This is a genomic window from Rhodococcus sp. 05-2255-3B1 (genome assembly GCF_002258545.1).
Classification (GTDB): domain Bacteria; phylum Actinomycetota; class Actinomycetes; order Mycobacteriales; family Mycobacteriaceae; genus Rhodococcoides.
Genome location: NZ_NOZC01000027.1, coordinates 182,095 through 203,398, shown reverse-complemented (window position 1 = coordinate 203,398; position 21,304 = coordinate 182,095). Strand labels below are relative to the sequence as shown.

18 protein-coding genes are annotated in these 21,304 nt (G+C 65.3%); 7 read left to right on the top strand and 11 right to left on the bottom strand.

Annotated elements, in window-relative coordinates; genetic code table 11:
* Window positions 1-61: 61 nt before the first annotated feature.
* The 6 genes from sfnG to CH249_RS15635 form a co-directional block, all read right to left on the bottom strand.
* Window positions 62-1,186 (bottom strand): dimethylsulfone monooxygenase SfnG, encoded by a 1,125-nt coding sequence (gene sfnG / locus CH249_RS15660; protein ID WP_094683235.1) that lies wholly within the window; start codon window positions 1,184-1,186, stop codon window positions 62-64.
* Between the two features lie 108 nt (window positions 1,187-1,294).
* On the bottom strand, window positions 1,295-2,518 hold the full coding sequence (locus tag CH249_RS15655; RefSeq protein ID WP_179273272.1) for an acyl-CoA dehydrogenase family protein: 1,224 nt from the start codon (window positions 2,516-2,518) through the stop codon (window positions 1,295-1,297).
* Between the two features lie 77 nt (window positions 2,519-2,595).
* Entirely contained in the window at window positions 2,596-2,937 is a 342-nt protein-coding gene (locus CH249_RS15650; protein WP_094683234.1) for a DUF2200 domain-containing protein, read from the bottom strand.
* Between the two features lie 137 nt (window positions 2,938-3,074).
* Window positions 3,075-3,986 (bottom strand): succinate--CoA ligase subunit alpha, encoded by a 912-nt coding sequence (gene sucD, locus CH249_RS15645; protein ID WP_032381720.1) that lies wholly within the window; start codon window positions 3,984-3,986, stop codon window positions 3,075-3,077.
* 8 nt (window positions 3,987-3,994) lie between these two features.
* Window positions 3,995-5,158, bottom strand: coding sequence for an ADP-forming succinate--CoA ligase subunit beta (gene sucC, locus CH249_RS15640; protein ID WP_032395771.1), 1,164 nt, complete (start codon window positions 5,156-5,158; stop codon window positions 3,995-3,997).
* 147 nt (window positions 5,159-5,305) lie between these two features.
* A complete protein-coding gene (locus tag CH249_RS15635) occupies window positions 5,306-7,171 on the bottom strand; it encodes a hypothetical protein (RefSeq protein ID WP_094683233.1) in 1,866 nt (621 codons plus the stop codon).
* A 240-nt stretch (window positions 7,172-7,411) separates the two neighbouring features.
* Here CH249_RS15635 and CH249_RS15630 point away from each other — a divergent pair, with 240 nt between their 5' ends.
* Entirely contained in the window at window positions 7,412-8,434 is a 1,023-nt protein-coding gene (locus CH249_RS15630) for a M23 family metallopeptidase (protein ID WP_094683232.1), read from the top strand.
* 71 nt (window positions 8,435-8,505) lie between these two features.
* On the opposite strand, the gene CH249_RS15625 is transcribed toward CH249_RS15630, so the two are convergent.
* Complete coding sequence (locus CH249_RS15625) at window positions 8,506-10,983, bottom strand: UvrD-helicase domain-containing protein (RefSeq protein ID WP_032395773.1); 2,478 nt, start codon at window positions 10,981-10,983, stop codon at window positions 8,506-8,508.
* A gap of 296 nt (window positions 10,984-11,279) precedes the next feature.
* Between CH249_RS15625 and CH249_RS15620 the strand changes: the two genes are divergently transcribed.
* Window positions 11,280-11,570 (top strand): chorismate mutase, encoded by a 291-nt coding sequence (locus tag CH249_RS15620; RefSeq protein WP_032396247.1) that lies wholly within the window; start codon window positions 11,280-11,282, stop codon window positions 11,568-11,570.
* A 47-nt stretch (window positions 11,571-11,617) separates the two neighbouring features.
* Here CH249_RS15620 and CH249_RS15615 read toward each other — a convergent pair whose 3' ends face one another.
* Window positions 11,618-13,069 (bottom strand): NAD-dependent succinate-semialdehyde dehydrogenase, encoded by a 1,452-nt coding sequence (locus CH249_RS15615; RefSeq protein WP_094683331.1) that lies wholly within the window; start codon window positions 13,067-13,069, stop codon window positions 11,618-11,620.
* Between the two features lie 82 nt (window positions 13,070-13,151).
* Between CH249_RS15615 and pgi the strand changes: the two genes are divergently transcribed.
* Together pgi and CH249_RS15605 are read left to right on the top strand one after the other, a co-directional pair.
* On the top strand, window positions 13,152-14,801 hold the full coding sequence (pgi, locus tag CH249_RS15610; protein WP_094683330.1) for a glucose-6-phosphate isomerase: 1,650 nt from the start codon (window positions 13,152-13,154) through the stop codon (window positions 14,799-14,801).
* Window positions 14,802-14,930: 129 nt separating this feature from the next.
* A complete protein-coding gene (locus tag CH249_RS15605) occupies window positions 14,931-15,899 on the top strand; it encodes a type IV toxin-antitoxin system AbiEi family antitoxin domain-containing protein (protein ID WP_094683231.1) in 969 nt (322 codons plus the stop codon).
* 67 nt (window positions 15,900-15,966) lie between these two features.
* On the opposite strand, the gene CH249_RS15600 is transcribed toward CH249_RS15605, so the two are convergent.
* The gene (locus CH249_RS15600) at window positions 15,967-17,583 is read right to left on the bottom strand and encodes an acyl-CoA dehydrogenase family protein (protein ID WP_094683230.1); all 1,617 of its coding nucleotides are present in this window, start codon (window positions 17,581-17,583) and stop codon (window positions 15,967-15,969) included.
* Window positions 17,570-18,172: a TetR/AcrR family transcriptional regulator gene (locus tag CH249_RS15595; protein ID WP_094683329.1), complete on the bottom strand. Its 603-nt coding sequence runs from the start codon at window positions 18,170-18,172 to the stop codon at window positions 17,570-17,572. Before CH249_RS15595 ends, CH249_RS15600 begins: the two co-directional genes overlap by 14 nt.
* 61 nt (window positions 18,173-18,233) lie before the next feature.
* On the opposite strand from CH249_RS15595, the gene CH249_RS15590 reads away from it, so the two are divergent.
* From CH249_RS15590 to CH249_RS15580, 3 genes are read left to right on the top strand one after another with little or no spacing between them, the layout of a single operon-like run.
* On the top strand, window positions 18,234-18,998 hold the full coding sequence (locus tag CH249_RS15590) for a crotonase/enoyl-CoA hydratase family protein (protein ID WP_032395775.1): 765 nt from the start codon (window positions 18,234-18,236) through the stop codon (window positions 18,996-18,998).
* Window positions 18,995-20,242 (top strand): hypothetical protein, encoded by a 1,248-nt coding sequence (locus CH249_RS15585; protein ID WP_094683229.1) that lies wholly within the window; start codon window positions 18,995-18,997, stop codon window positions 20,240-20,242. The genes CH249_RS15590 and CH249_RS15585 overlap by 4 nt, the downstream gene beginning before the upstream one ends.
* Before the next feature lie 16 nt (window positions 20,243-20,258).
* A complete protein-coding gene (locus CH249_RS15580) occupies window positions 20,259-20,504 on the top strand; it encodes a DUF2630 family protein (protein ID WP_032395777.1) in 246 nt (81 codons plus the stop codon).
* A 15-nt stretch (window positions 20,505-20,519) separates the two neighbouring features.
* On the opposite strand, the gene CH249_RS15575 is transcribed toward CH249_RS15580, so the two are convergent.
* Window positions 20,520-21,278 (bottom strand): SDR family oxidoreductase, encoded by a 759-nt coding sequence (locus CH249_RS15575; RefSeq protein ID WP_032395778.1) that lies wholly within the window; start codon window positions 21,276-21,278, stop codon window positions 20,520-20,522.
* Window positions 21,279-21,304: the final 26 nt, after the last annotated feature.

Sequence of the window (21,304 nt, the reverse complement as noted above, 5' to 3'; positions counted from 1 at the left end):
GGTCGGTCGGGTCCGAGAACTCACGCTACTGCACGGACCCGACCGATCACGGAACTCCAGGTCAGCGCGAAGCAACCAGCTCGGTGTCGTTCGATTCGGCGGCCTCGAGCTCCCGAACCAGCGGCAGCACCTTCGCCCCGAAGTACTCGATCTCCTCCTGGAAGTGCAGGAAGCCCCCGAGAATCAGGTCGACGCCGCGGCGACGGTAGGCGACGATTCGCTCGGCCACCTGCTCCGGCGTGCCGATCAACTGCGTCTTGAAGCCGTCGTTGTACTGAACGAGGTCCTCGAACGTCGAGTCCGCCCACATTCCCTTCTTGTCGCCCGTCGCATTGCCCGCCTGCTGCACCGCGCTCCTGAAACCTTCGACAGCGGGCTTGTTCGCCTTCTCGATGATCTCGCGCAACGTGTCTCGGGCTTCCTTCTCGCTGTCTCGCGCGATGATGAAGCCGTTGAGCCCGAACTTCACCTCACGCCGGTGATCACGTGCCACGCGTCGGAGGTTGTCGAGTTGCTCGGTGACGCCGTCGAAATCCTTGCCGTTGCTGAAGTACCAGTCCGAGTACCGTCCGGCATTCTCCTGCGCTGCAGACGAATTGCCGCCCTGAAACAGTTCGGGGTTCGGCCGATCGGGAGTGTTCAGCGGTTTGGGCTTGAGGGTGAAGTCGTGGATCCGGTAGAAGTCACCGCGGAAGTCGACGTCGTCCTCGGTCCAGATCTTGCGCAGCACCTGCAGGAATTCTGCGCTGCGACGGTATCTTTCGTCGTGCTCGAGCCATGGCTCACCGAGGTGGGTGAACTCGTCCTTGAACCAGCCACTGACGACGTTGACGGCGAATCGGCCGTTCGAAAGGTGATCGGCAGTGGCACCGAGCTTGGCGAGGACCGCCGGCTGCCAGAGTCCGGGGTGCACTGCGGCAATGACTTTCAGCCGCTCCGTCGCCAGCAGCAGCGCAAGCGAGAAGCTGGTGGATTCGTGCTGGAACTCGGCCCCGTAGCTGGCTTCGTAGCGAACCTGACTCAGGGCGTACTCGAAGCCGTTGTTCTCGGCCGTCTGCGCCAGCTTCTTGTTGTATTCGTAATCCCAACTGGTGCGCTGCTCGATGGTGCTGGTGACCAGACCACCCGAGACATTGGGTACCCAGTACGCGAACTTGATTGCGTCGGTAATTTTTTCGGTGCTCATGTGTGCGTCATCCTTCGGCGGATCAATGTGCCATCCACGCGCTCAGACGGCGTGAATGGCACATTCATCCGGAAATCGGGGGTCGGATCGGGGCCGGAGAGAGAGGGATTACGAGTACCAGGTGGGCTCGGGCAGCTCGCCGGTGAGAACCCAGCGGCCCACCTCGCGACGCTTGTAGGCCACCGGGTCGTGCAGGGTGTGCGTGCGCACGTTGCGCCAGAAGCGGTCGAATCCGTACTTGCTGGCGGTCGCACGCGCGCCGAGCGCCTCGAACACCGTCGAGGTGATCTCGAGCGAGACCTCGGTGGCGCGAGCCTTGACTGCGGCCACCCGAACCTCGTGCTCACCGCGCTCCTCGGCGGTGACGTTCCAGGCGTTGTCGTGAATCTTCTGTCCTTCCAACGCAACTGCGTCGGCGAGGGCTTCGACGGCCCAGAGCTTGGAGGTCAGATCGCCGTAGATGTCGATGATGTACGGCTCGTCCACGGCCTTGTCCACGGTGCTGTGCAGCCACGCGCGGGTCTTGTCCTTGGTGTACGACGCCGCCTCTTCGAGGGCACCTCTCGCGATCCCGAGGTAGAAGTTGGCGAACACCAGTTGAATTGTCGGGACGTTGAGGGTGTTGTAGACCCGCGGCTGAAAGGCCTTGTCCACGAACCCTGCTGCGCTGGCCCAATCGACACGAACCTTGTCGATGGTGACGCTGCCGCTCTCGGTCTGACGCTGGCCGATGTTGTCCCAGTCGTCGTGGAAGGACAAGCCCTCGATGTTCGACGGCACGATCGCGAACACGTGATCGGTACTGCCCTCGAGTGCTCCTTCGAGCACGGTGACGTCGGAGACGCGGCTGCCGGTGGAGAAGGTCTTAGAACCGTCGAACACGATGGTCTCGCCCTCGTCGGTGACGACAACGTCGTTGTCCCGCGGGTTGACGGCCCCGCCGAAGAACCACCTGTTCTTCGTGGCGTCGGCCTCGACCGCCTCGATCTGCTCGGGAGTACCGACCAGCCGGGCGGCCCAGAACCACAACAGGTGATAGCCCAGCAGCTGGCCGATCGAGCCGTCGGCCTTCGAGACGGTGCGAATCACCTGATACGCCGTCGGCCAATCCTGGCCGCCGCCACCATGCTCGACGGGGCCGAGCAGCGTGACCAGACCCGCGTCCTTGAGCAGCTGCACCTCGGCGGTGGGAATCTCGCGGCCCTTGTCGCGAGCGACGGCATCGACCGCGAGGAGTTGAGCCACCTCACCCGCGCGGGAAATCCATCCGGCAGCAGTGGTGGGCGCGTCGGGCCAGTTCTTGGTGAGAGCACGATTTTCTGTGGTTGTCATGACGCACAGTGAAGTCCTGCGCCGAAGCAATGAACACACTTCGATTCAGCGTGATTTTAAGACCCCCGTATCCGAGGTCATTCGCGCAGGATCTTCTCCATTTTCTTACCCTTGGCCAGCTCGTCGATCAGCTTGTCCAGGTAGCGGATCTTCTGCATCAGAGGGTCCTCGACATTCTCGACGCGGATGCCGCAGACCACTCCGGTGATCAGCGTCGAGTTCGAGTTGAGGTCCGCCGCCGCGAAGAAGTCGTCGAACGTCGTGTCGGCCTCGAGATGTCTATCGAGGGTCGGCTGATCGAACCCGGTGAGCCACCGGATGATCTCGTCGACCTCGGCTTTCGTCCGACCTTTGCGTTCGGCTTTGTTCACGTAGTGCGGATAAACCGAGCTGAACGCTGTGGTGAAGATCCTGTGCACGCGGATCAATCTAGACCCATCCGCGTCAATGTGACATTGCACCGCCCAGACGTATGCAGTGGTCCATTGACGCGGAGCAGGGGCACACGAAAAAGCCCGCCACCGAAATCGGTGGCGGGCTTCTTCAGATGCGAGTCCTACTTGACGGACAGCGATTCCAGGATTTCGCGTGCGAGTGCAGCGGTCTCGGACGGCGTCTTGCCGACCTTGACGCCTGCGGCCTCGAGTGCGTCCTTCTTCGCCTGCGCCGTTCCCAGCGAGCCGGAGACGATGGCACCTGCGTGGCCCATGGTCTTGCCCTCGGGAGCGGTGAAGCCCGCGACGTAGCCGACGACCGGCTTGGTCACGTTGGCCTTGATGTAGTCGGCTGCACGCTCTTCGGCGTCGCCGCCGATCTCGCCGATCATGACGATGACCTTGGTGTCGGGGTCCGCCTCGAACGCCTCGATGGCGTCGATGTGGGTGGTTCCGATGACCGGGTCGCCGCCGATGCCGATGGCCGTCGAGAATCCGAAGTCGCGGAGCTCGAACATCATCTGGTAGGTCAGCGTGCCGCTCTTGGAGACCAGGCCGATGGGGCCGGTTCCCGAGATGTTCGCGGGCGTGATGCCGACGAGAGCCTCACCGGGAGTGATGATTCCGGGGCAGTTCGGCCCGATGATGCGGGTCTTCTTGCCCTTCTCCACGTTGTAGGCCCACGCGTACGCGGAGTCCTGCACGGGGATGCCCTCGGTGATGACGACGAGCAGCGGGATCTCCGCGTCGATCGCCTCGACGATGGCGTCCTTGGAGAATGCCGGCGGCACGAACGCGATGGACACGTCGGCTCCGGTCTTCTCCATGGCCTCGGAAACCGAAGCGAAGACGGGCAATTCGATGTCGTTGCCCTGTGCGTCGACGTGCTTGACCGTGGTTCCGGCCTTGCGTGCGTTGACGCCGCCGACGACCTGGGTGCCGGCCTTGAGCATCAGGGCGGTGTGCTTGGTGCCTTCGCCGCCGGTGATGCCCTGGACGATGACCTTGTTGTCCTTGTTCAGAAAGATAGACATTGTTTCCTCTACTTCGCTGCCAGCTCGGCGGCCTTGTCGGCGCCCTCGTCCATGGTTCCGGCGAGCGTCACCAGAGGGTGCGCAGCGTCGGCGAGAATCTTGCGGCCCTCTTCGACCTTGTTGCCGTCGAGACGGACGACCAGCGGCTTGTTGGCGTCGTCGCCCAGCTTCTTCAGCGCGCCGACGATGCCGTTGGCCACTGCGTCGCAGGCGGTGATGCCGCCGAAGACGTTGACGAACACGCTCTTGACCTGCTCGTCACCGAGGATGACGTCGAGGCCTGCGGCCATGACCTCGGCCGATGCGCCGCCGCCGATGTCGAGGAAGTTGGCGGGCTTGACGCCGCCGTGTGCCTCGCCCGCGTATGCGACGACGTCGAGGGTCGACATGACCAGTCCGGCACCGTTTCCGATGATGCCGACCTGTCCGTCGAGCTTGACGTAGTTGAGGTCGTTCTCCTTGGCCTTGGCCTCGAGGGGATCGGCTGCGTCCTTGTCCTCGAACTCGGCGTGGCCGGCCTGACGGAAGTCTGCGTTGGCGTCGAGCGTCACCTTGCCGTCGAGGGCGAGGATCTGATCGTCCGGGGTGCGAACCAGCGGGTTGACCTCGACCAGGAGAGCGTCTTCGTTGATGAAGACCTCCCACAGCTTCTGGATGGTCACCGCAGCGGCGTCGAGCACCTCGGCGGGAAGCTTGCCCTTTTCGGCGATTTCACGAGCGAAAGCAAGGTCGACGCCCTTGACGGCATCGACCGGGATACGTGCGAGTGCGTCGGGGTTCTCCTCCGCCGTCACCTCGATTTCGACGCCACCCTCGACCGAACACATTGCGAGGTAGGTGCGGTTGGTGCGATCGAGCAGGAAGGAGATGTAGTACTCCTCGGCGATGTCGGACGCTTCTGCAACGAGAAGCTTCTTGACGACATGGCCCTTGATGTCGAGTCCGAGAATCGCTTCTGCGTTCTCGGTGGCTGCTGCGACGTCCTTGGAGTACTTGACGCCGCCGGCCTTGCCGCGGCCGCCGACCTTGACCTGTGCCTTGACCATTACTGGCTTGCCGATTTCTTCGGCAATCTCTGTTGCTCCGGCGACCGTGTCGGTAACACGGCCTGCGGAGGTGGGTACGCCATGCTTGGCGAACAATTCCTTCGCCTGGTATTCGAAGAGATCCATCAGCTCACCGTCTCGTCTACGTTGACGCCCGCTCCGTCGGGTGTGAGCGGGTCTGAGCATGGACTTTATCCAGGTGCCTCGACGGCGTATCGGGCGCATGCATGCTATGTGGCCTATCTCACCGCTACCGGCTCGTTGAAACGGGCGTCACCGATCTGCGCGGCGGGCCGAAAGTGCCGCCGCGACAGCGAGAACGAGGATTCCCGCCACCGACGGCAGCACGCCGGGTCCCATCTCGGGATCGGTGGCGCGCGCGGATGTCAGCGGCCACGACGACAGATGCACGATGCCCGCGACGGCTGCGGCAGCGAGCAGGACGGCACCGCGAGCGGACCTGGCACGCGCAGCAACGACGGCAGCGACGATCACTCCGACGGCGAGCAGCATCTGCCCCCAGGTATCCCAGCCCCACGGAAATTCGGTGACGGTCGCGGCCGTCAGGTCGCTGCCGCGATACAGGGGCAGCGCCAGTCCCACCGCCAGAAGTACGGCTCCGATCGATCCGGTACCGAGCACCACACCATCGGTCGCGGAGTCCTGGGACGTGTCGACATCGTCGCGCTCGGCAGATCCGGCGAACAGAGCCAGCACTCCGGCGGCAGCCGCGGCAACGACGCCTGCGATGATCCCCAGCGCGCCGACGCCGGTGCTCACACCCTCCACGTCCTCGGCGAGCACCACCGACTGGAGTACCGCCGCCGCAGCGGCAACCGCGCCGAGCCAGAACATCGACACGAACGGTCGCGCGGTCGAGGCGAACTCGGAGAACAGCAGCGGCACCGAACCCAGAATCATCACGAACCCGGCGACCAACACCACGCGAGTGGCCAATATCTGCGGCGCGGCGATCCCCGAGTCGGTCTCCAGAATCGGCAGCAACGATCCGAGAACGAACAGCACACCGGACAGCACGCCTGCAGTTCCGGCTGCCGCATGCCACCGCGTCGTTCCGGGACCGGAGACACCGCGGACACCGCGCGAACCCGTCTCGCGCTGCTGCGCTCTCTCCAGTGCTCGACGGTCACGCGCCGCGGCGACGGGCGCGACCAGTGCGCCACAGATCAGCAGTCCGAGCCCTGCGACCGTCCCCAGATATGCACCGAGTCCGGCATCCACCCGGTCACCGGTACCGAGGCCCGCGAGCAGGCCGACCCCGGCGAATCCGAGCACCCCGAGCCCGGCTCCGACGGATGCGCCCGACGCCACCTGCGGCGACAGTGCCGCCAACGCCGATGCGGCCACCACGAGCGCCGCGATACCGACAACTGCGGAGCCCACCGCGACGAACACCGGCGACTCCACCACTGCCGTCACGATCACGACCGGATCGGACGAGCGGTACAGCGAGGCGAACGCTGCAACGGCCGCAAGCACACCGAACGCGCCGAGCAGCCCGGCGAGCATCGGCCCGACGCGCCCCGCCGCCGCCCGCCCCACATGTTCGGAATACACCGAGTGGCCGTACCCGTCACCGAGCCCGGCGCGATGCACTGCGGACCACCCCGCAACACCCGCCAGAACCGACACAGCGTGACCGACGAGCAGAACATAGGCGCCCGGGGTGGCGTCGAGCATCGCGGCGCTCAGCGGGCGGAAGAGCTCGAGCCGATTCGCGTCGATGGGATCGGACAACAGAGCAACGTCGAGCAGTGTGAATCCGAGTGCCACCGCGCCGTATCCGGCCAGCAGGGCCGCCGCAAGCTCGACGCGTTTGCCCGCAAGGCCCACCGCGGCTCCGATCACCACGAGAACGGGGACGGCACCGGCCAGGATCGCGGCCACTACTGCCCCGTCACCCACCGGCGAACCGTCGGCGCTGCGGACGACGCCGATCAGTTGGGCCGCGACCGTGGCAATCGCAGCGATCAGAGCGAGTACGACGGCAAGCGCGCCGCGCGGGGTGGGCGACGGATCGTCCGCTCGGCCGAACTCTCCGTCCTGAGGTCGGATCCGTTGCGGTTCCGCTCGCTCGGAGCCGCGGGCGGACGAGTCGTCGAAGGTGGGAGTCGGCACTCGGATCACGGTATCGGCTCGATCGGTGCGAGAACCGTTACTGTCGCCGTGTGCCGTCCGCGGGTTCTCGTGTCCGATTACGAATGTGGCCCGTCACGACATAACCGCTGGTCGACTTGTGAGCCATCTCACATATGCCGCCGGTTTCGGCTGTTAACTTGCGCGCCCCGCAATCATTTCGTTACCGTCTGCCGAGTCTTTCAGTAACGGCCAGGTCACGGATAACGGAGGTTGTAGGTCTTGCAGCAACACCGTGCGTCCTTCACTTCCAGCCGGTTCTCTCGACCCACGGCCGACGACGCGACCACGGTCTACAGCTACGAGCCCATCTCCGAACCCGCCGAGGACAACAGCGCGTACGACGCGTACTCCTACCCCGCGTACCGGTACGCCGAGGCCGAGTTCGCCGAGACCCCGTACATCGCAGCCGACGAGTCTCCGACCGTCGTCACCTCGTTCGCCACCCCCGCAGACGCCACCCCCGTGGCCCGTCGCGGAGGCGCACACCGTATCCCCCTTCCTCCCACCGCACTCAAGGGCCGAGCTGCCGTTCTCGCAGTCGCCGCAGGTGCGGTAGTCGCAGCAGGCCAAGCCGTCGTCAACGACGACTCACCCGCCGCAGTCGCCACCTCCGAGTACGCCCTCGCCGCAGGTGAAGCACCCGCCGCCGCAGCAGTCGCGGCCACCACCACGCCGCAGACCACCGAGATCGAAGTCGACTCGTCCAGCGCGACGCCGTCGGAGGCACCGCAGATCCTCAGCATCGCTGCACCGGTGGATCTGAGCCAGTTCAACGACCTGCTCGCCAAGGGCCAGCGCTTCAGCGAGGAGCGTGCCGCACGCGAAGCCGCTGCCCGCAGGCCCCTGTTCGCACTTCCCGCGCAGGGCACCTACACCTCCAACTTCGGCACCCGCTGGGGCGTACTCCACGCCGGCGTCGACGTCGCCAATGCCATCGGAACTCCGATCTACGCCGTCGCCGACGGCAAGGTGATCGACTCCGGTCCGGCCGCAGGCTTCGGCATGTGGGTTCGCATTCAGCACGCCGACGGCACGATCACCGTCTACGGCCACATCGACACCTCGACCGTCACTGTCGGCCAGGACGTCATGGCAGGCGATCAGATCGCGACCATGGGCAACCGCGGCTTCTCCACCGGACCGCACCTGCACTTCGAGGTACACCTTCCGGGCGAGGTCAAGATCGACCCGCTTCCGTGGCTCGCTTCCCGAGGAATCTCCCTCGGCCCCGAGATGGACTGAATTCTCGCTCGTCGCACAACAAGCCGGACCCCGCTTTCGCAGGGCCCGGCTTTTTCGTGTGCTGAAAAGACTCAGAGCTTGGTCATCGGGACGCCGCCGATGAGCATCATCTTCACGCGGCCGGCGGAACCGAAGTCGATCAACACCATCGCCTTGACTCCGGCACCGGTCGATTCCAGCACCGTGCCCAGGCCGTACTTGTCGTGGCTGACTCGATCGCCCACAGCGAGAACGAGATTGGAGTTGCGGCCCTTGGCGGCACCGAAACTGGGAGTCGAACTCTGCCCGCGATTCGACGATCCGCCGTACCCGCCCGAGCCGTAACTGTTCGATCCGTATCCGCCACCCGAGCCGTAACCTCCGGATCTGCCGCCGCCGATGGCTCGGCCTCCCCCGGTGCCCGGATCCTCTCGTCGCCAGTCGATCAGGTGCTGCGGAACTTCTTGCAGGAAGCGCGATTCCGGGTTGGCGATGGGCTGGCCCCATGCCGAGCGCATGATCGCGCGCGTGAGGTAGAGCCGCTGTCGCGCACGGGTGATGCCCACGTACGCCAGGCGTCGTTCCTCGGACAGTTCGTTGGGATCGCCGAGCGCCCGCATGTGCGGGAACTGGCCGTCCTCCCAACCGGTCACGAAGACGACCGGAAACTCCAGACCCTTCGCGGTGTGCAGCGTCATCAGCGTCACGACGCCGGTGCCCGAATCGGGGATCTGATCGGTGTCGGCCACCAGTGAGACCCGTTCGAGGAACGCCGCGAGCGACCCCGGCTCGGCCAACCCGTCGACGCCACCGTCCTCGTCGCCGCTCTCGTCGTCCCCGGTTTCGAGCGCCTCCGCCGCCACCGCGGCCTGATTGCGCGCCTCGGAAGTGAATTCTCTTGCAACGCTGACGAGTTCGTTGAGGTTGTCCAGGCGCGCACCGTCCTGCGGGTCACTGCTGGCTTCGAGTTCGGCGCGGTAGCCGGTGCGGTCGAGAACGGCTTCGACGACATCGCCGATGTCTGCGATGTCGTTGCCGTCCCCGTCGGTCGCGGTGAGCACTGCACGGAGTTCGTCGAGCAACTCCATGAACTGCGCGATCAACTTCTGCTGACGCGAGTTGAGCAGAGCCACCTTGCCTGCGGCCGCGTCGTGCAGAGCGCGCGAGAAGCTGATGTCGCGCTGCTCGGCGTGCACGGCGACACAGGCCTCGGCGCGATCGCCGATCCCCCGGCGCGGAGTGTTGAGGATGCGCCGCATGCTGACGGTGTCGTCCTCGTTGGAGAGCACGCGCAGGTACGCGACGAGGTCACGGACTTCCTTGCGCTCGTAGAACCGAACACCACCGACGACCTTGTACGGCAGACCGAGTCGGATGAAGATCTCTTCGAGCGCACGCGAGGAGTTGTTGGTTCGGTAGAAGACCGCCACCTCGTCGAAGCGCACGTCTCCGCCGTCGACGAGTCGGTCGATCTCCGAGGCAACGAACGACGCCTCGTCGTGCTCGTTGTCGGCAACGTAACCGACGATCAACTCGCCCTCGCCGGTGTCGGTCCACAGCTTCTTCTCGCGTCGGCCGATGTTGCGCGAGATCACCGCGTTGGCGGCCGAGAGGATGTTCTGCGTCGACCGGTAGTTCTGCTCGAGCAGGATGGTGCGAGCGTCGGGATAGTCGCGCTCGAATTCCTCGATGTTGCGGATCGTGGCACCACGGAATGCATAGATGGACTGATCCGCGTCACCCACAACACACAGCTCGCCCGGTGCAACGGTGCCCTCGAGTGCGCCGTCGGCGTCGGGGGTGCCGACCAGTTCACGAACCAACATGTACTGGGCGTGATTGGTGTCCTGGTACTCGTCGACCAGAACGTGTCGGAACCTGCGTCGGTAGTACTGCGCCACCTGGGGGAAGGCCTGCAGAATGCCCACCGTTTCGCCGATGAGGTCGTCGAAGTCCATGGCGTTGGCCGCCCGCAGCCGCTGCTGGTAGATGCCGTAGACCTTGGCCACCAGCCGCGGCAGCTCGGCGGGATCGCCGTCGGCGTCCTCCGCCGCCTTGTCGGGACCGATCAGCTCGTTCTTCAGGTTCGAGATCGCCGTCGAGAGCAGCCGCGCCGAGAACTTCTTGGTGTCGATCTGCAGGTCCTTGGAGATCATCGTCAGCAGCCGCCGAGAGTCGTCCGCGTCGTAGATGGAGAAGTTCGAGTTCAGACCGGGCAGCAACGCAGCCTGCGCGCGCAGAATCCGCACACAACTCGAGTGGAACGTCGACACCCACATGGCGTTCGCTCGCGGCCCCACGAGTCCGGCGACTCGCTCACGCATCTCGGCAGCGGCCTTGTTGGTGAACGTGATGGCCAGAACCTGGCCGGGTGACACTCCACGCTCGGCGAGCAGATACGCGATGCGACGCGTCAGTACCGCCGTCTTGCCCGACCCGGCTCCGGCCACGATGAGCAGCGGAGATCCGGTGTGCACAACGGCCTCACGCTGCTGAGGATTGAGCCCTTCCAGCAGTGTGTCGGACGAGGTGTTCTGTCGGGATTGGAGGCCCTGGAGGAATGTGTTCATCGTCTGGTCAGGTTACCGGCGCGTACCGACAAACCCACATCCCGTGGTCGTCGGCCGAACCGACGACTTTTCAGGAGGGTTGACCCGTGGCACACTGGATCGGTGATCGAAAAAACCGTACGTCATCGCTTGCATCGGGTCGGCCGCTGTTCGGCCACGCGTGCAGGAGCCTGTCGATAGACGCAACGCCCCCGGTTCCGGACGGGAACCGAACGATCGGCGATGCAGTTCCGAATACGAAAGGCGTAACGGTGACGGACGACGCAACGATCCAAGATGTGACCCGAGGAGAGACGATGGCCATGACGACGAAGATCGACTCAGAGACCGCATTGCCCACCAGCGAAGCCGAGATCAACGACCTGCGCCAGGAAATCGACCGCCTCGATGCCGAGATTCTCGCCGCGGTTCGACGTCGCTCCGAGGTCTCGCAGATCATCGGACGCACCCGCATGGCCTCCGGCGGACCGCGCCTGGTGCACAGCCGTGAGATGAAGGTTCTCGAGCGTTTCAGCAGCCTGGGCCAGGAAGGCCACACGCTGGCCATGCTCCTGCTCCGCCTCGGCCGCGGTCGTCTCGGCCACTGATTCCCCCCAGGTCGGGCGCGCCGCGTGCGCACCCGACCTGCGTTCGTTCACTTCAGAGCGATGTACTTGGTCTCGAGGTACTCCTCGATTCCCTCCGATCCGCCTTCACGGCCGAATCCCGACTCCTTCACGCCACCGAACGGCGCAGCCGCGTCCGAGATCACTCCGCGGTTGACGCCCACCATGCCACTGTCGATGGCGTCGGCCACCCGTAGCGCACGATCGAGATTCTCGGTGTAGATGTACGACGCCAGGCCGTACTCGGTGTTGTTCGCAGCGTCGATGCCTTCCTGTTCGGTGTCGAAGCCGACGATCGGAGCCACCGGCCCGAACACCTCTTCCTTCAGGATTCTCGCCTCCGCAGGCACGTCGGTGAGAACGGTCGCCGGGTAGAAGTAGCCGTCGCCGCCCGGCGCAGTGCCCCCGAGTTCCACCGTCGCACCCTTGGCCACCGCGTCGTCGACGAGTTCCTGCACGGTTTCGAGTTGGTCGGCATTGATGAGCGGTCCGAGTTTCGTATCGGGGTCGACGCCGGGGCCGAGCTTCATCTCGGCCATCTTCGCCACGAGCTTGATGGTGAACTCCTCGCGCACGCTGTTGTGCACGTGCAGACGGTTCGCCGCGGTGCAGGCCTCGCCGCCGTTGCGCATCTTGGCGAGCATTGCGCCGTCCACCGCGTCGTCGATGTTCGCGTCGTCGAACACCACGAACGGCGCGTTGCCACCGAGCTCCATCGAGGTGCGCAGCAGCCGAGTCGCGGACTTCTGGACGAGAGACTTGCCGACACCCGTCGAACCGGTGAAGGTGAGTTTGCGCATCCGCGGATCCTCGATGAGGGGTCCGGTGACGTCGCCGGACTTCGACGTCGTCAGCACCGAGAGCACACCTTCGGGCAGGCCGACCTCGTCGAAGATCTGAGCGAGCAGCAGCATCGTCAGCGGGGTCTCACGAGCCGGCTTGACGACGATGGTGCAGCCGGCGGCCAGAGCGGGCCCGATCTTTCTGGTGCCCATCGCCAACGGGAAGTTCCACGGAGTGATCGCCAGTACCGGCCCCACCGGAGCCTTGGTGACGAGGATGCGTCCATTGCCCGCCGGGGCCGGGGTGTAGCGACCGCCGATGCGGACTGCTTCCTCGGCGAACCAACGGAAGAACTCGGCACCGTACTTCACCTCGGCCTTGGATTCGGCGAGGGCCTTACCCATCTCCAGGGTCATCAGCAGCGCGATGTCGTCGGCACGTTCGGTGACCTTCTCGAACGCCGCTCGCAGAATTTCACTGCGCTCGCGGGCAGGTGTTGCCGCCCAGCTCTTCTGCGCCGCCGCAGCTGCGTCGAGCGCTTTCATCGCGTCGGCGGGCGAGGCGTCGGCCACCTCCGTCAGGGGCCGCCCGGCGGCCGGATCGTTCACCGGGAACGTCTTACCTCCTTCGGCGTCGACGGCCTTGCCGCCGATCCACAGTTTTGCCGGAATCGATTCGATCAATGCACGTTGGTCCATACCGTCCATGATGCCTCCGCAGCGCCCGGCGCAAACGAGAACGACGCGCGCGCGACTGGGCACGGGATTACTGTTGGTTCGTATGAGCGTCGATATCACCGGCACGGATGCCTGGCAGAAGCTGACCGAACACCATTCCGCGATCGCCGAAACTCATCTTCGGCAACTGTTCGCCGATGACGCCGACCGAGGCCGTACGTTCACCCTCGAGGCCGCGGATCTGCACATCGACTACAGCAAGCACCGCATCACACGTGAGACCGTCGAGTTGCTGGTCGAACTGGCCCGCACCGCCGATGTCGAAGGCAAACGCGACGCCATGTTCGCGGGCGAGCACATCAATACTTCCGAGGACCGCGCCGTGCTGCACACTGCGCTGCGTCTGCCGGCCGACGCGTCGTTGACCGTCGACGGCCAGGATGTCGTCGCCGATGTACACGAAGTCCTCACGGCCATGGGCGAATTCACCGATCGAGTGCGTTCGGGCGAATGGGTCGGTGCCACCGGCGAGAAGATCTCCACCGTCGTCAACATCGGCATCGGCGGATCCGACCTCGGACCGGTCATGGTCTACAACGCGCTCCGGCACTACGCCGACGCGGGTATTTCCGCGAAGTTCGTCTCCAACGTCGACCCCGCGGATCTCGTCGGTGCGCTAGACGGACTCGACCCCGCGTCGACGCTGTTCATCATCGCGTCCAAGACGTTCTCCACCCTCGAAACGCTGACCAACGCCACCGCGGCCCGGCGCTGGCTCGTCGACGCTCTCGGTGAAGATGCCGTCGCCAAGCACTTCGTCGCCGTGTCCACCAACGCCGAGCGGGTTGCGGACTTCGGCATCGACACCGCCAACATGTTCGGTTTCTGGGATTGGGTCGGCGGACGCTACTCCGTCGATTCGGCAATCGGGTTGTCGGTCATGGCCGTTGTGGGCAAGGAGGCGTTCGGCGAGTTCCTCGACGGCTTTCATCGTATCGACGAGCACTTCCGGTCGACGCCGCTGGCCGAGAACGCGCCGGTTCTGCTCGGCCTCGTCGGCCTGTGGTACAGCTCCTTCTTCGGCGCGGAAACCCGTGCGGTGCTGCCGTATTCGAATGATCTCTCCCGTTTCGCGGCATACCTGCAGCAGCTGACCATGGAGTCCAACGGCAAGTCCGTCAAGGCCGACGGCTCCCCCGTCACCACGCCGACCGGCGAGATCTTCTGGGGCGAGCCCGGTACCAACGGCCAGCATGCCTTCTACCAATTGCTGCATCAGGGAACACGTTTGGTGCCCGCGGACTTCATCGGATTCGCCGAACCCACCGACGATCTGCCCACCCGCGACGGCACCGGATCGATGCACGATCTGCTGATGAGCAACTTCTTCGCGCAAACCAAGGTGCTCGCGTTCGGCAAGACCGCCGAGGAGATCGCCGCCGAGGACACCCCGGCAGATGTGGTGCCGCACAAGGTGATGCCCGGCAACCGCCCGTCCACCTCGATCCTCGCCCCCAAGCTCACGCCGTCGGTGGTCGGTCAGTTGATCGCCCTGTACGAACACCAGGTCTTCGTCGAAGGTGTCGTCTGGGGAGTCGACTCCTACGACCAGTGGGGCGTCGAACTGGGCAAGACCCAGGCCCTCGAATTGACGCCGGTCCTCACCGACGCCGAAGCTCCTGCCGCACAATCGGATTCATCCACCGATGCACTGGTGCGCTGGTACCGATCACAGCGGGGTCGTTCGGCCTGAGGGCCACTCCGCCGTGAATCAGCTCCCCACTTTTGGATTTCCGACGCCGATCGGAGGCGGATATCCAAAAGTGGGGAGCTTTTCCGTTGCTGATGGATCCGTTTCGACACCCGGCGCGTCCAAGCAGTCATGGAATTACCCCAGACGGATCTGTTCACCCGAGCCGATGCGCTCGCGTTCGGCTTGACCGACGACGACCTGCGAAGACTGCGCCGCACCGGTGAACTGTCGGTTCTGAGGCCGGGGTTCTACGTGCCGAATGCGGTTCTGCAATCAGCGAGTCCGACCGAAAGACATTCCTTGCTGGCGCGGTCTTACCTGACATCCGCGCCCGCGGACCACGTGCTCAGCCACGTCTCGGCGGCCATCGCCTGGGGCATGGACATCTGGCAGCTACCGCTGGACAGGGTGCACATGACGCACGGACTCGACTACGCCAGCAAGCGTCGCCCGCTCCGAATTCTCCACGGCACCAAGCTGGAACCCACCGAGCGGACGACTGTCAACGGCTTTCCGGTCACCACGGCAGCCCGCACCATCGTCGACATCGCACGCACTACGACCGTCGAGCGGTCCGTGTGTGTAGGCGACAGCGCGCTGAGATCCGGCCACACCGATTCCGACGCACTGTCGACGGCGGTGGAGTCGGCACGGTTCCGCACCGGCATCTCCGTCGCCCGACGAGCGGTGTCACTGATGAGCGGGCGCAGCGAGAGCGTCGGCGAATCTCGAAGTCGGGTGCTCTTCGAGACGCTTCCCCTGCCGACTCCGCTGCTCAATCAATGGGTGTACGACGGTGCAGGCCGCTTCGTCGGACGGGTCGACTTTCTGTTCTGGGAGTTCAACGTGATCGGTGAGTTCGACGGCGAATCGAAGTACGACTCCAAGCGGGTACTGCTCGACGAAAAGTATCGAGAGGACCGTCTCCGCGAGTTGGGGTGGGTGATCGTGCGGTGGAATTGGCGGGACCTGGACGATCCTCGGACACTACTTCGCCGCTTCGAGCAGGCCTTCGCCCGCGCGGGAGTCCTTCCTACGCCGGCCGGGTGGTTCGGAGACCAGCGGCTGGTGCCCAATCAGCTCCCCAGTTTCGGATAACCGACTCCGATCAGCGTCACATTTCCGAATGTGGGGAGCCAATCCCCCGCAGAGCCAATCCCCAGCATCACACCCGAGCCAACACCGCCGTCGTATCGACTCCTGTCGGGAGGGTGCCGAAAGCGATGCCCCAGTCTCGGTCGAGTCGACTGGCGCAGAAGGCGTCGGCGACAGCGGAATCCCCGTGCATCACCAGTTGCGCGCCCTGAAAGGTCAGTGCCATCAGTTCGACGACTCGGCGGGCCCGGTATTCCATGTCGGAGGTGTCGGAGAGTTCTTTGCCGACCCGCGCGATGGCGTCGTCCAGGCGAGAATCCACGCCCGCCGCCTGGCCGATCTCACCGAAGAACGCCTCGACACTGTCGGGTTGACGAGCCAGTGCCCGCAGGGAATCGAGTGCGGCGACGTTGCCCGATCCTTCCCAGATCGACATCAGCGGCGATTCGCGGAACAGCCGAGGCATTCCCGATTCCTCGACGTAGCCATTGCCACCGAGACATTCGAGGGCCTCGGCGGCGTGGGCGGGAGCTCGTTTGCACACCCAGTACTTGGTGACGGCCAACGCGATTCGGCGCAGTGCGCTCTCCTGCTCGTCGCCGCGGGCCGAGCCGTCGGTGGCCTGAGCCAGGCGGATCATGGCGGCGGTGGCGGCCTCGGATTCGACGGTCAGGTCCGCCAGGACGTTTCGCATCAGCGGCTGATCGACGAGTGCCGCCCCGAACGCAGACCGATGACGCGCGTGATGAACTGCGCGCACGGTGGCGTTGCGGATTCCGGCCGCCGACCCGATGACGCAGTCCAACCTGGTCATGTTGACCATCTCGATGATGGTGCGGACGCCGCGCCCCTCTTCGCCGACGAGCCAGCCGGTGGCCCCGTGGTATTCGAGCTCCCCGGATGCATTCGACTTGTTGCCCAGCTTGTCCTTCAAGCGCTGCAGCATCATTCGGTTGCGGGTACCGTCGGGCAGCACGCGCGGCAGCATGAAACACGAGAGCCCGCCGGGGGCCTGCGCCAAGGTGAGGAACATGTCCGACATCGGCGCAGACGTGAACCACTTGTGACCGACGATCGAATACGTACCGTCCGACGACGGGGTGGCCGTGGTGGTGTTCGCGCGAACGTCGGATCCGCCCTGCTTCTCCGTCATGGACATGCCCGCGATCAGTCCACGCTTCTCGGCCGGGGTCCGCAGACCGAAGTCGTATTCCCGCGACGCCAGCAGAGGTTCGTACTGTGCAGCCAGAGAGGGATTGTGCCGCAACGCCGGAACGACGGCGTAGGTCATCGAAATGGGGCACATGTGCCCGGCCTCGGCCTGGCCCCAGACGTAGAACTTGGCGGCACGGGCGACGTGTGCACCGACGCGGTCGTCGGTCCATGGGGTGGCGTGCAGTCCGTGCTCGACGGCAACGGTCATCAGATCGTGCCAGTGCGGGTGGAATTCGACCTCGTCGATTCGGTGCCCGTAGCGATCGTGGGTTCTCAGCACCGGCGGGTTCTCGTTGGCGAGCCTGCCCCACTCCTGGGCTTGCACGCCACCGGCGAGCGCCCCGAGCCGGCCGACCTCGTCGAGTGCCCAGCCTGCGCCTGCCCTCGTCACGCCGTCGAGCAACGACGGGTCCGCGGAGGTGTCGTAGGGCGTCAGGTCGATGGCCTGGTTGAATACCTCATGCGTGTCCATCTCGAACTCCTAACGCGCGCAACGACAATGCGACGAGACTGGGTACTGGATCCACCGATTCGTGCGAGGACAACGGGCCGACCATCACTTCGCCGACGGCACCGACCAGCGCTGCTGCCGAGATGGCCGCGTCCTGCTCGGGGATCTCTCCGGCGTCGATGCCCGCCACGATCGCGTCGGCGAAGGCGTCGGTGAACTTCTGCCGGAACACCAGACGCTCGGCGTCCACGGCCGGGTCGACCGGTTCGGCCAGCAGGGCGTACGCCATCGTCCGGTTCTTCAGGGCGCGTCCGGCGAAGGTCTGCACCACTGCGGTCACTCGCTCGACGGCGCTGCCGTGCTCGCACGCGGTGACCACCGCGGCGACCTCCCGACTGCAGACCTCGCGAAAGATCGCGACCACCAGATCTGCTTTTCCCTCGAAATGGGTGTAGACGCTGCCCGAGGACACTCCTGCTGCCGCGGCGACCGAGGCCACCGACAGGCCTGCATATCCCTGCGTCGAGAGGATCTCGATGGCGGCGGCGAACAGCTTGTCGCGACCGGCGTCGAGCCTGGCCTGCACTGCTGGGGTTCGTCGATACGGCACGCAAGGATTGAAGCATTGCTTCATTGCTTCACGCAAGAGAACTCGAGTAACGTTCACTGACATGTCGGTACGGATCGAGCGCTCAGGCCCCGTCACCACCATCGTCCTGTCGCGCCCCGAGGCGCGCAATGCCGTCGACGGCCCCACCGCCCAGGAGTTGATCCAGGCGTTCGAGGAGTTCGACGCCGACGAATCAGCCTCGGTGGCAGTGCTGTGGGGCGAGGGCGGCACGTTCTGCTCGGGAGCCGACCTGAAAGCACTGGGCACTCCACGCTCGAATCACGCGACCGAACACGGGGACGGCCCGATGGGCCCGACGCGAATGCGGTTGTCCAAGCCCGTCATCGCCGCCGTGTCGGGATACGCCGTCGCGGGCGGACTGGAACTCGCGCTGTGGTGCGACCTCCGCATCGCCGAGGACGACGCCACGTTCGGCGTCTTCTGCCGACGCTGGGGAGTTCCGTTGATCGACGGCGGCACAGTGCGATTGCCGCGCATCGTGGGCACGGGCCGAGCGATGGACATGATCCTCACCGGTCGCGCTGTCGACTCCGAGGAAGCGTTGAACATCGGTCTGATCACCAGAAGGGTTCCGGTGGGTCGAGCCCGGTCGGAAGCGGAGGCGTTGGCTGCTCAACTCGCCCTGCTGCCGCAGACGTGCATGCGAGAGGATCGACTGTCCCTGCTCGAACAGGACGGTCTCGACGAGGAGACCGCCTTGAGGAACGAATTCCGACACGGTGCCATCTCGATCAACGCCGACGCGCTCAGCGGCGCGAGCAGGTTCGCTTCGGGGGCGGGACGACACGGCACCGCGAGCCCGTGAAATCGACCCGCCTGTCGGTGATCGACGAGATCTTTCTCCGGACCCACCGCGGCTACGGAATTCCCATTGCACTCCAAGGCATCTGGCGCACCACCGAGTCGGTGAGCCGAGCAGAACTCGACAGGATCCACGACGAGCTGGCCGTCGGGCAGCTCGGCCGTCGAGTCGGCAAGCCCCGCATACCCGGAGCACGGCTTCGATGGGACATCTCGTCCGCGACGCTTCCGCTCGTCTACGCCACCGACCCGGTCGACGACATCATCGGATGGGCCGATACGCAGGCAGACGTTCGACTCGACCCGCAGTACGGGCCCGGCTGGCGGTTGACGGCCGCGCCCGTTGCACACGGCGGCACCGTGCTGTCCCTGGTGTGTTCGCACGCGCTGGCCGATGCCAGGGAACTGATCGACTCTGCCGCTCGCGCCTTCTCCGGATCGGCACCCGCGCCTGCGCTGCATCCGGGCTCGGATGTGAAGGACGCGATCTCGATGATCGTCACCGTTGCCCTGCGATCCATCGCGGCGACGGCCAGATTGTGGGTCAGCAGGAAGGCCCGAGCCGAACTGCGGGCGTTCACCACCGCCGACCCCGGCGGTATCGCGCCACACCACGCGCACGGGATGCAGTCGGTCATCGTGGATATCGATGCTGCGGAATGGGATTCGACGGCGCGACGCGTCGGTGGATCGGCCAATTCGCTGTTCGTCTCCATCGTCGCCGCCACGATGAGCGAACTCGGGTCACCCGCGGTGACCGTCGACATTCCTTTTCGTACCGGGTCCGGTGATGCCAACGCCATCGGCATGGCCACCGTCGCCGTCCGTGGAGACGACTCGCCCGCGGCCATCCGAGCAGCGTGCAAGGCGGCGTTCGGCAAACCTGTCGGGGCCCCGGCAGGCTATCCACCCGAGATCGTCCAGCTGCTCCCCCACCGTCTCGCCGCGAAGCTGACGTCGACCCCGGGCCGCGGAGAAGTGTTGTGCTCCAACATCGGCGACATTCCCGACGGCATCACCGCACTCGGCTCGCACCGATCGTGCGGACTCGCGACCCGCGCGATCCATCCGAACCCGTCGGGCGCGCTGTCGACGATCAGGATGTCGACCTACCTCTCCCGACTGGACGGCAACTACACACTCTCGCTCGTGTGCACCGACAACGCCCTGGCGGGATCGACCGCCGAGCTCACCGCGGCCGTACATCGAGCCCTGGCGACACGGAACCTGGCCGCCGAACCCTGGTAGGTCTAGCGTTGTCGCCATGAACGAGCACGATATCCACACCAAGATCCAGCAGCTCATCGCCACCGAGCACAAACTTCGCACCGAGACCCAGTCGGGCGATATCGACCCGGACACCGAGAAGGCTCAACTGGCATCCCTCGAGCACGCCCTCGACCAGTGCTGGGACCTGCTCCGCCAGCGCCGGGCGCGCATCGACGCAGGCCAGAACCCCGACACCGCAACCGCCAACAGCATCGACCAGGTCGAGGGGTACCTGCAGTAACCCCCGGCCCTGGAGCTACACCAGTCGATCCGTCAGCACATTCGGCAGGAACCTCAGCGCCGCGTCGATGCCCCGCCACTTGAGTCCGGGTAGCGCGGCGCGGCGGGTCTCGCTCTCGATGGCGTCGACCATCGCCGACACCCCCTCGTCCAGAGTGGCTGTGAGAGCGGCACTGTCGCCCGCATTGGCGGACATGTCGGTGGCGATGAACCCGGGTAGCAGGGTGGTGACGGTGATGTCGGTTCGCGACAGTTCCGTGGCCAACGATTCACCCAACGACGCCACTGCCGCTTTGCTGGCCGAGTAGGTCGCCTTGGCCCCCGGTAGTCCCCGGTCGGCGCTGATGGACGAGACGAACACCAGGTGCCCGCGTTTCTGCTCACGGAAGATCGACAGTGCGGCCTCGGCCTGCGACAGCGCTCCGATGAAGTTCGTGTGCGCGGTCTGCAGGTTGGCGTCGGCGCGGCCGGTTCCGATCTTCGCGCCCTTGCCGAGACCTGCGTTGACGATCACTCGATCGAGGCCGCCCAATTCGTCTCGCAGTTTTCCGAACACCTCACCCACCGCGTCGTGATCGGTGACGTCGAGTGCTCGGACCACCACGGTGATGTTCGGGTTGTGGTGCATCAGCTCCGCACGAAGGTCGTCCAGCCGCTCGACCCGCCGGGCGCAGAGCGCCAGATCCCGGCCCATGCCTGCAAACCGTCGCGCCATTTCCTCGCCGAGCCCCGAGCTCGCTCCGGTGATCAGAATCTTGTTCCGAGTGGTCGCCATAAGCGGCGAGCCTATGTCACTGTGGA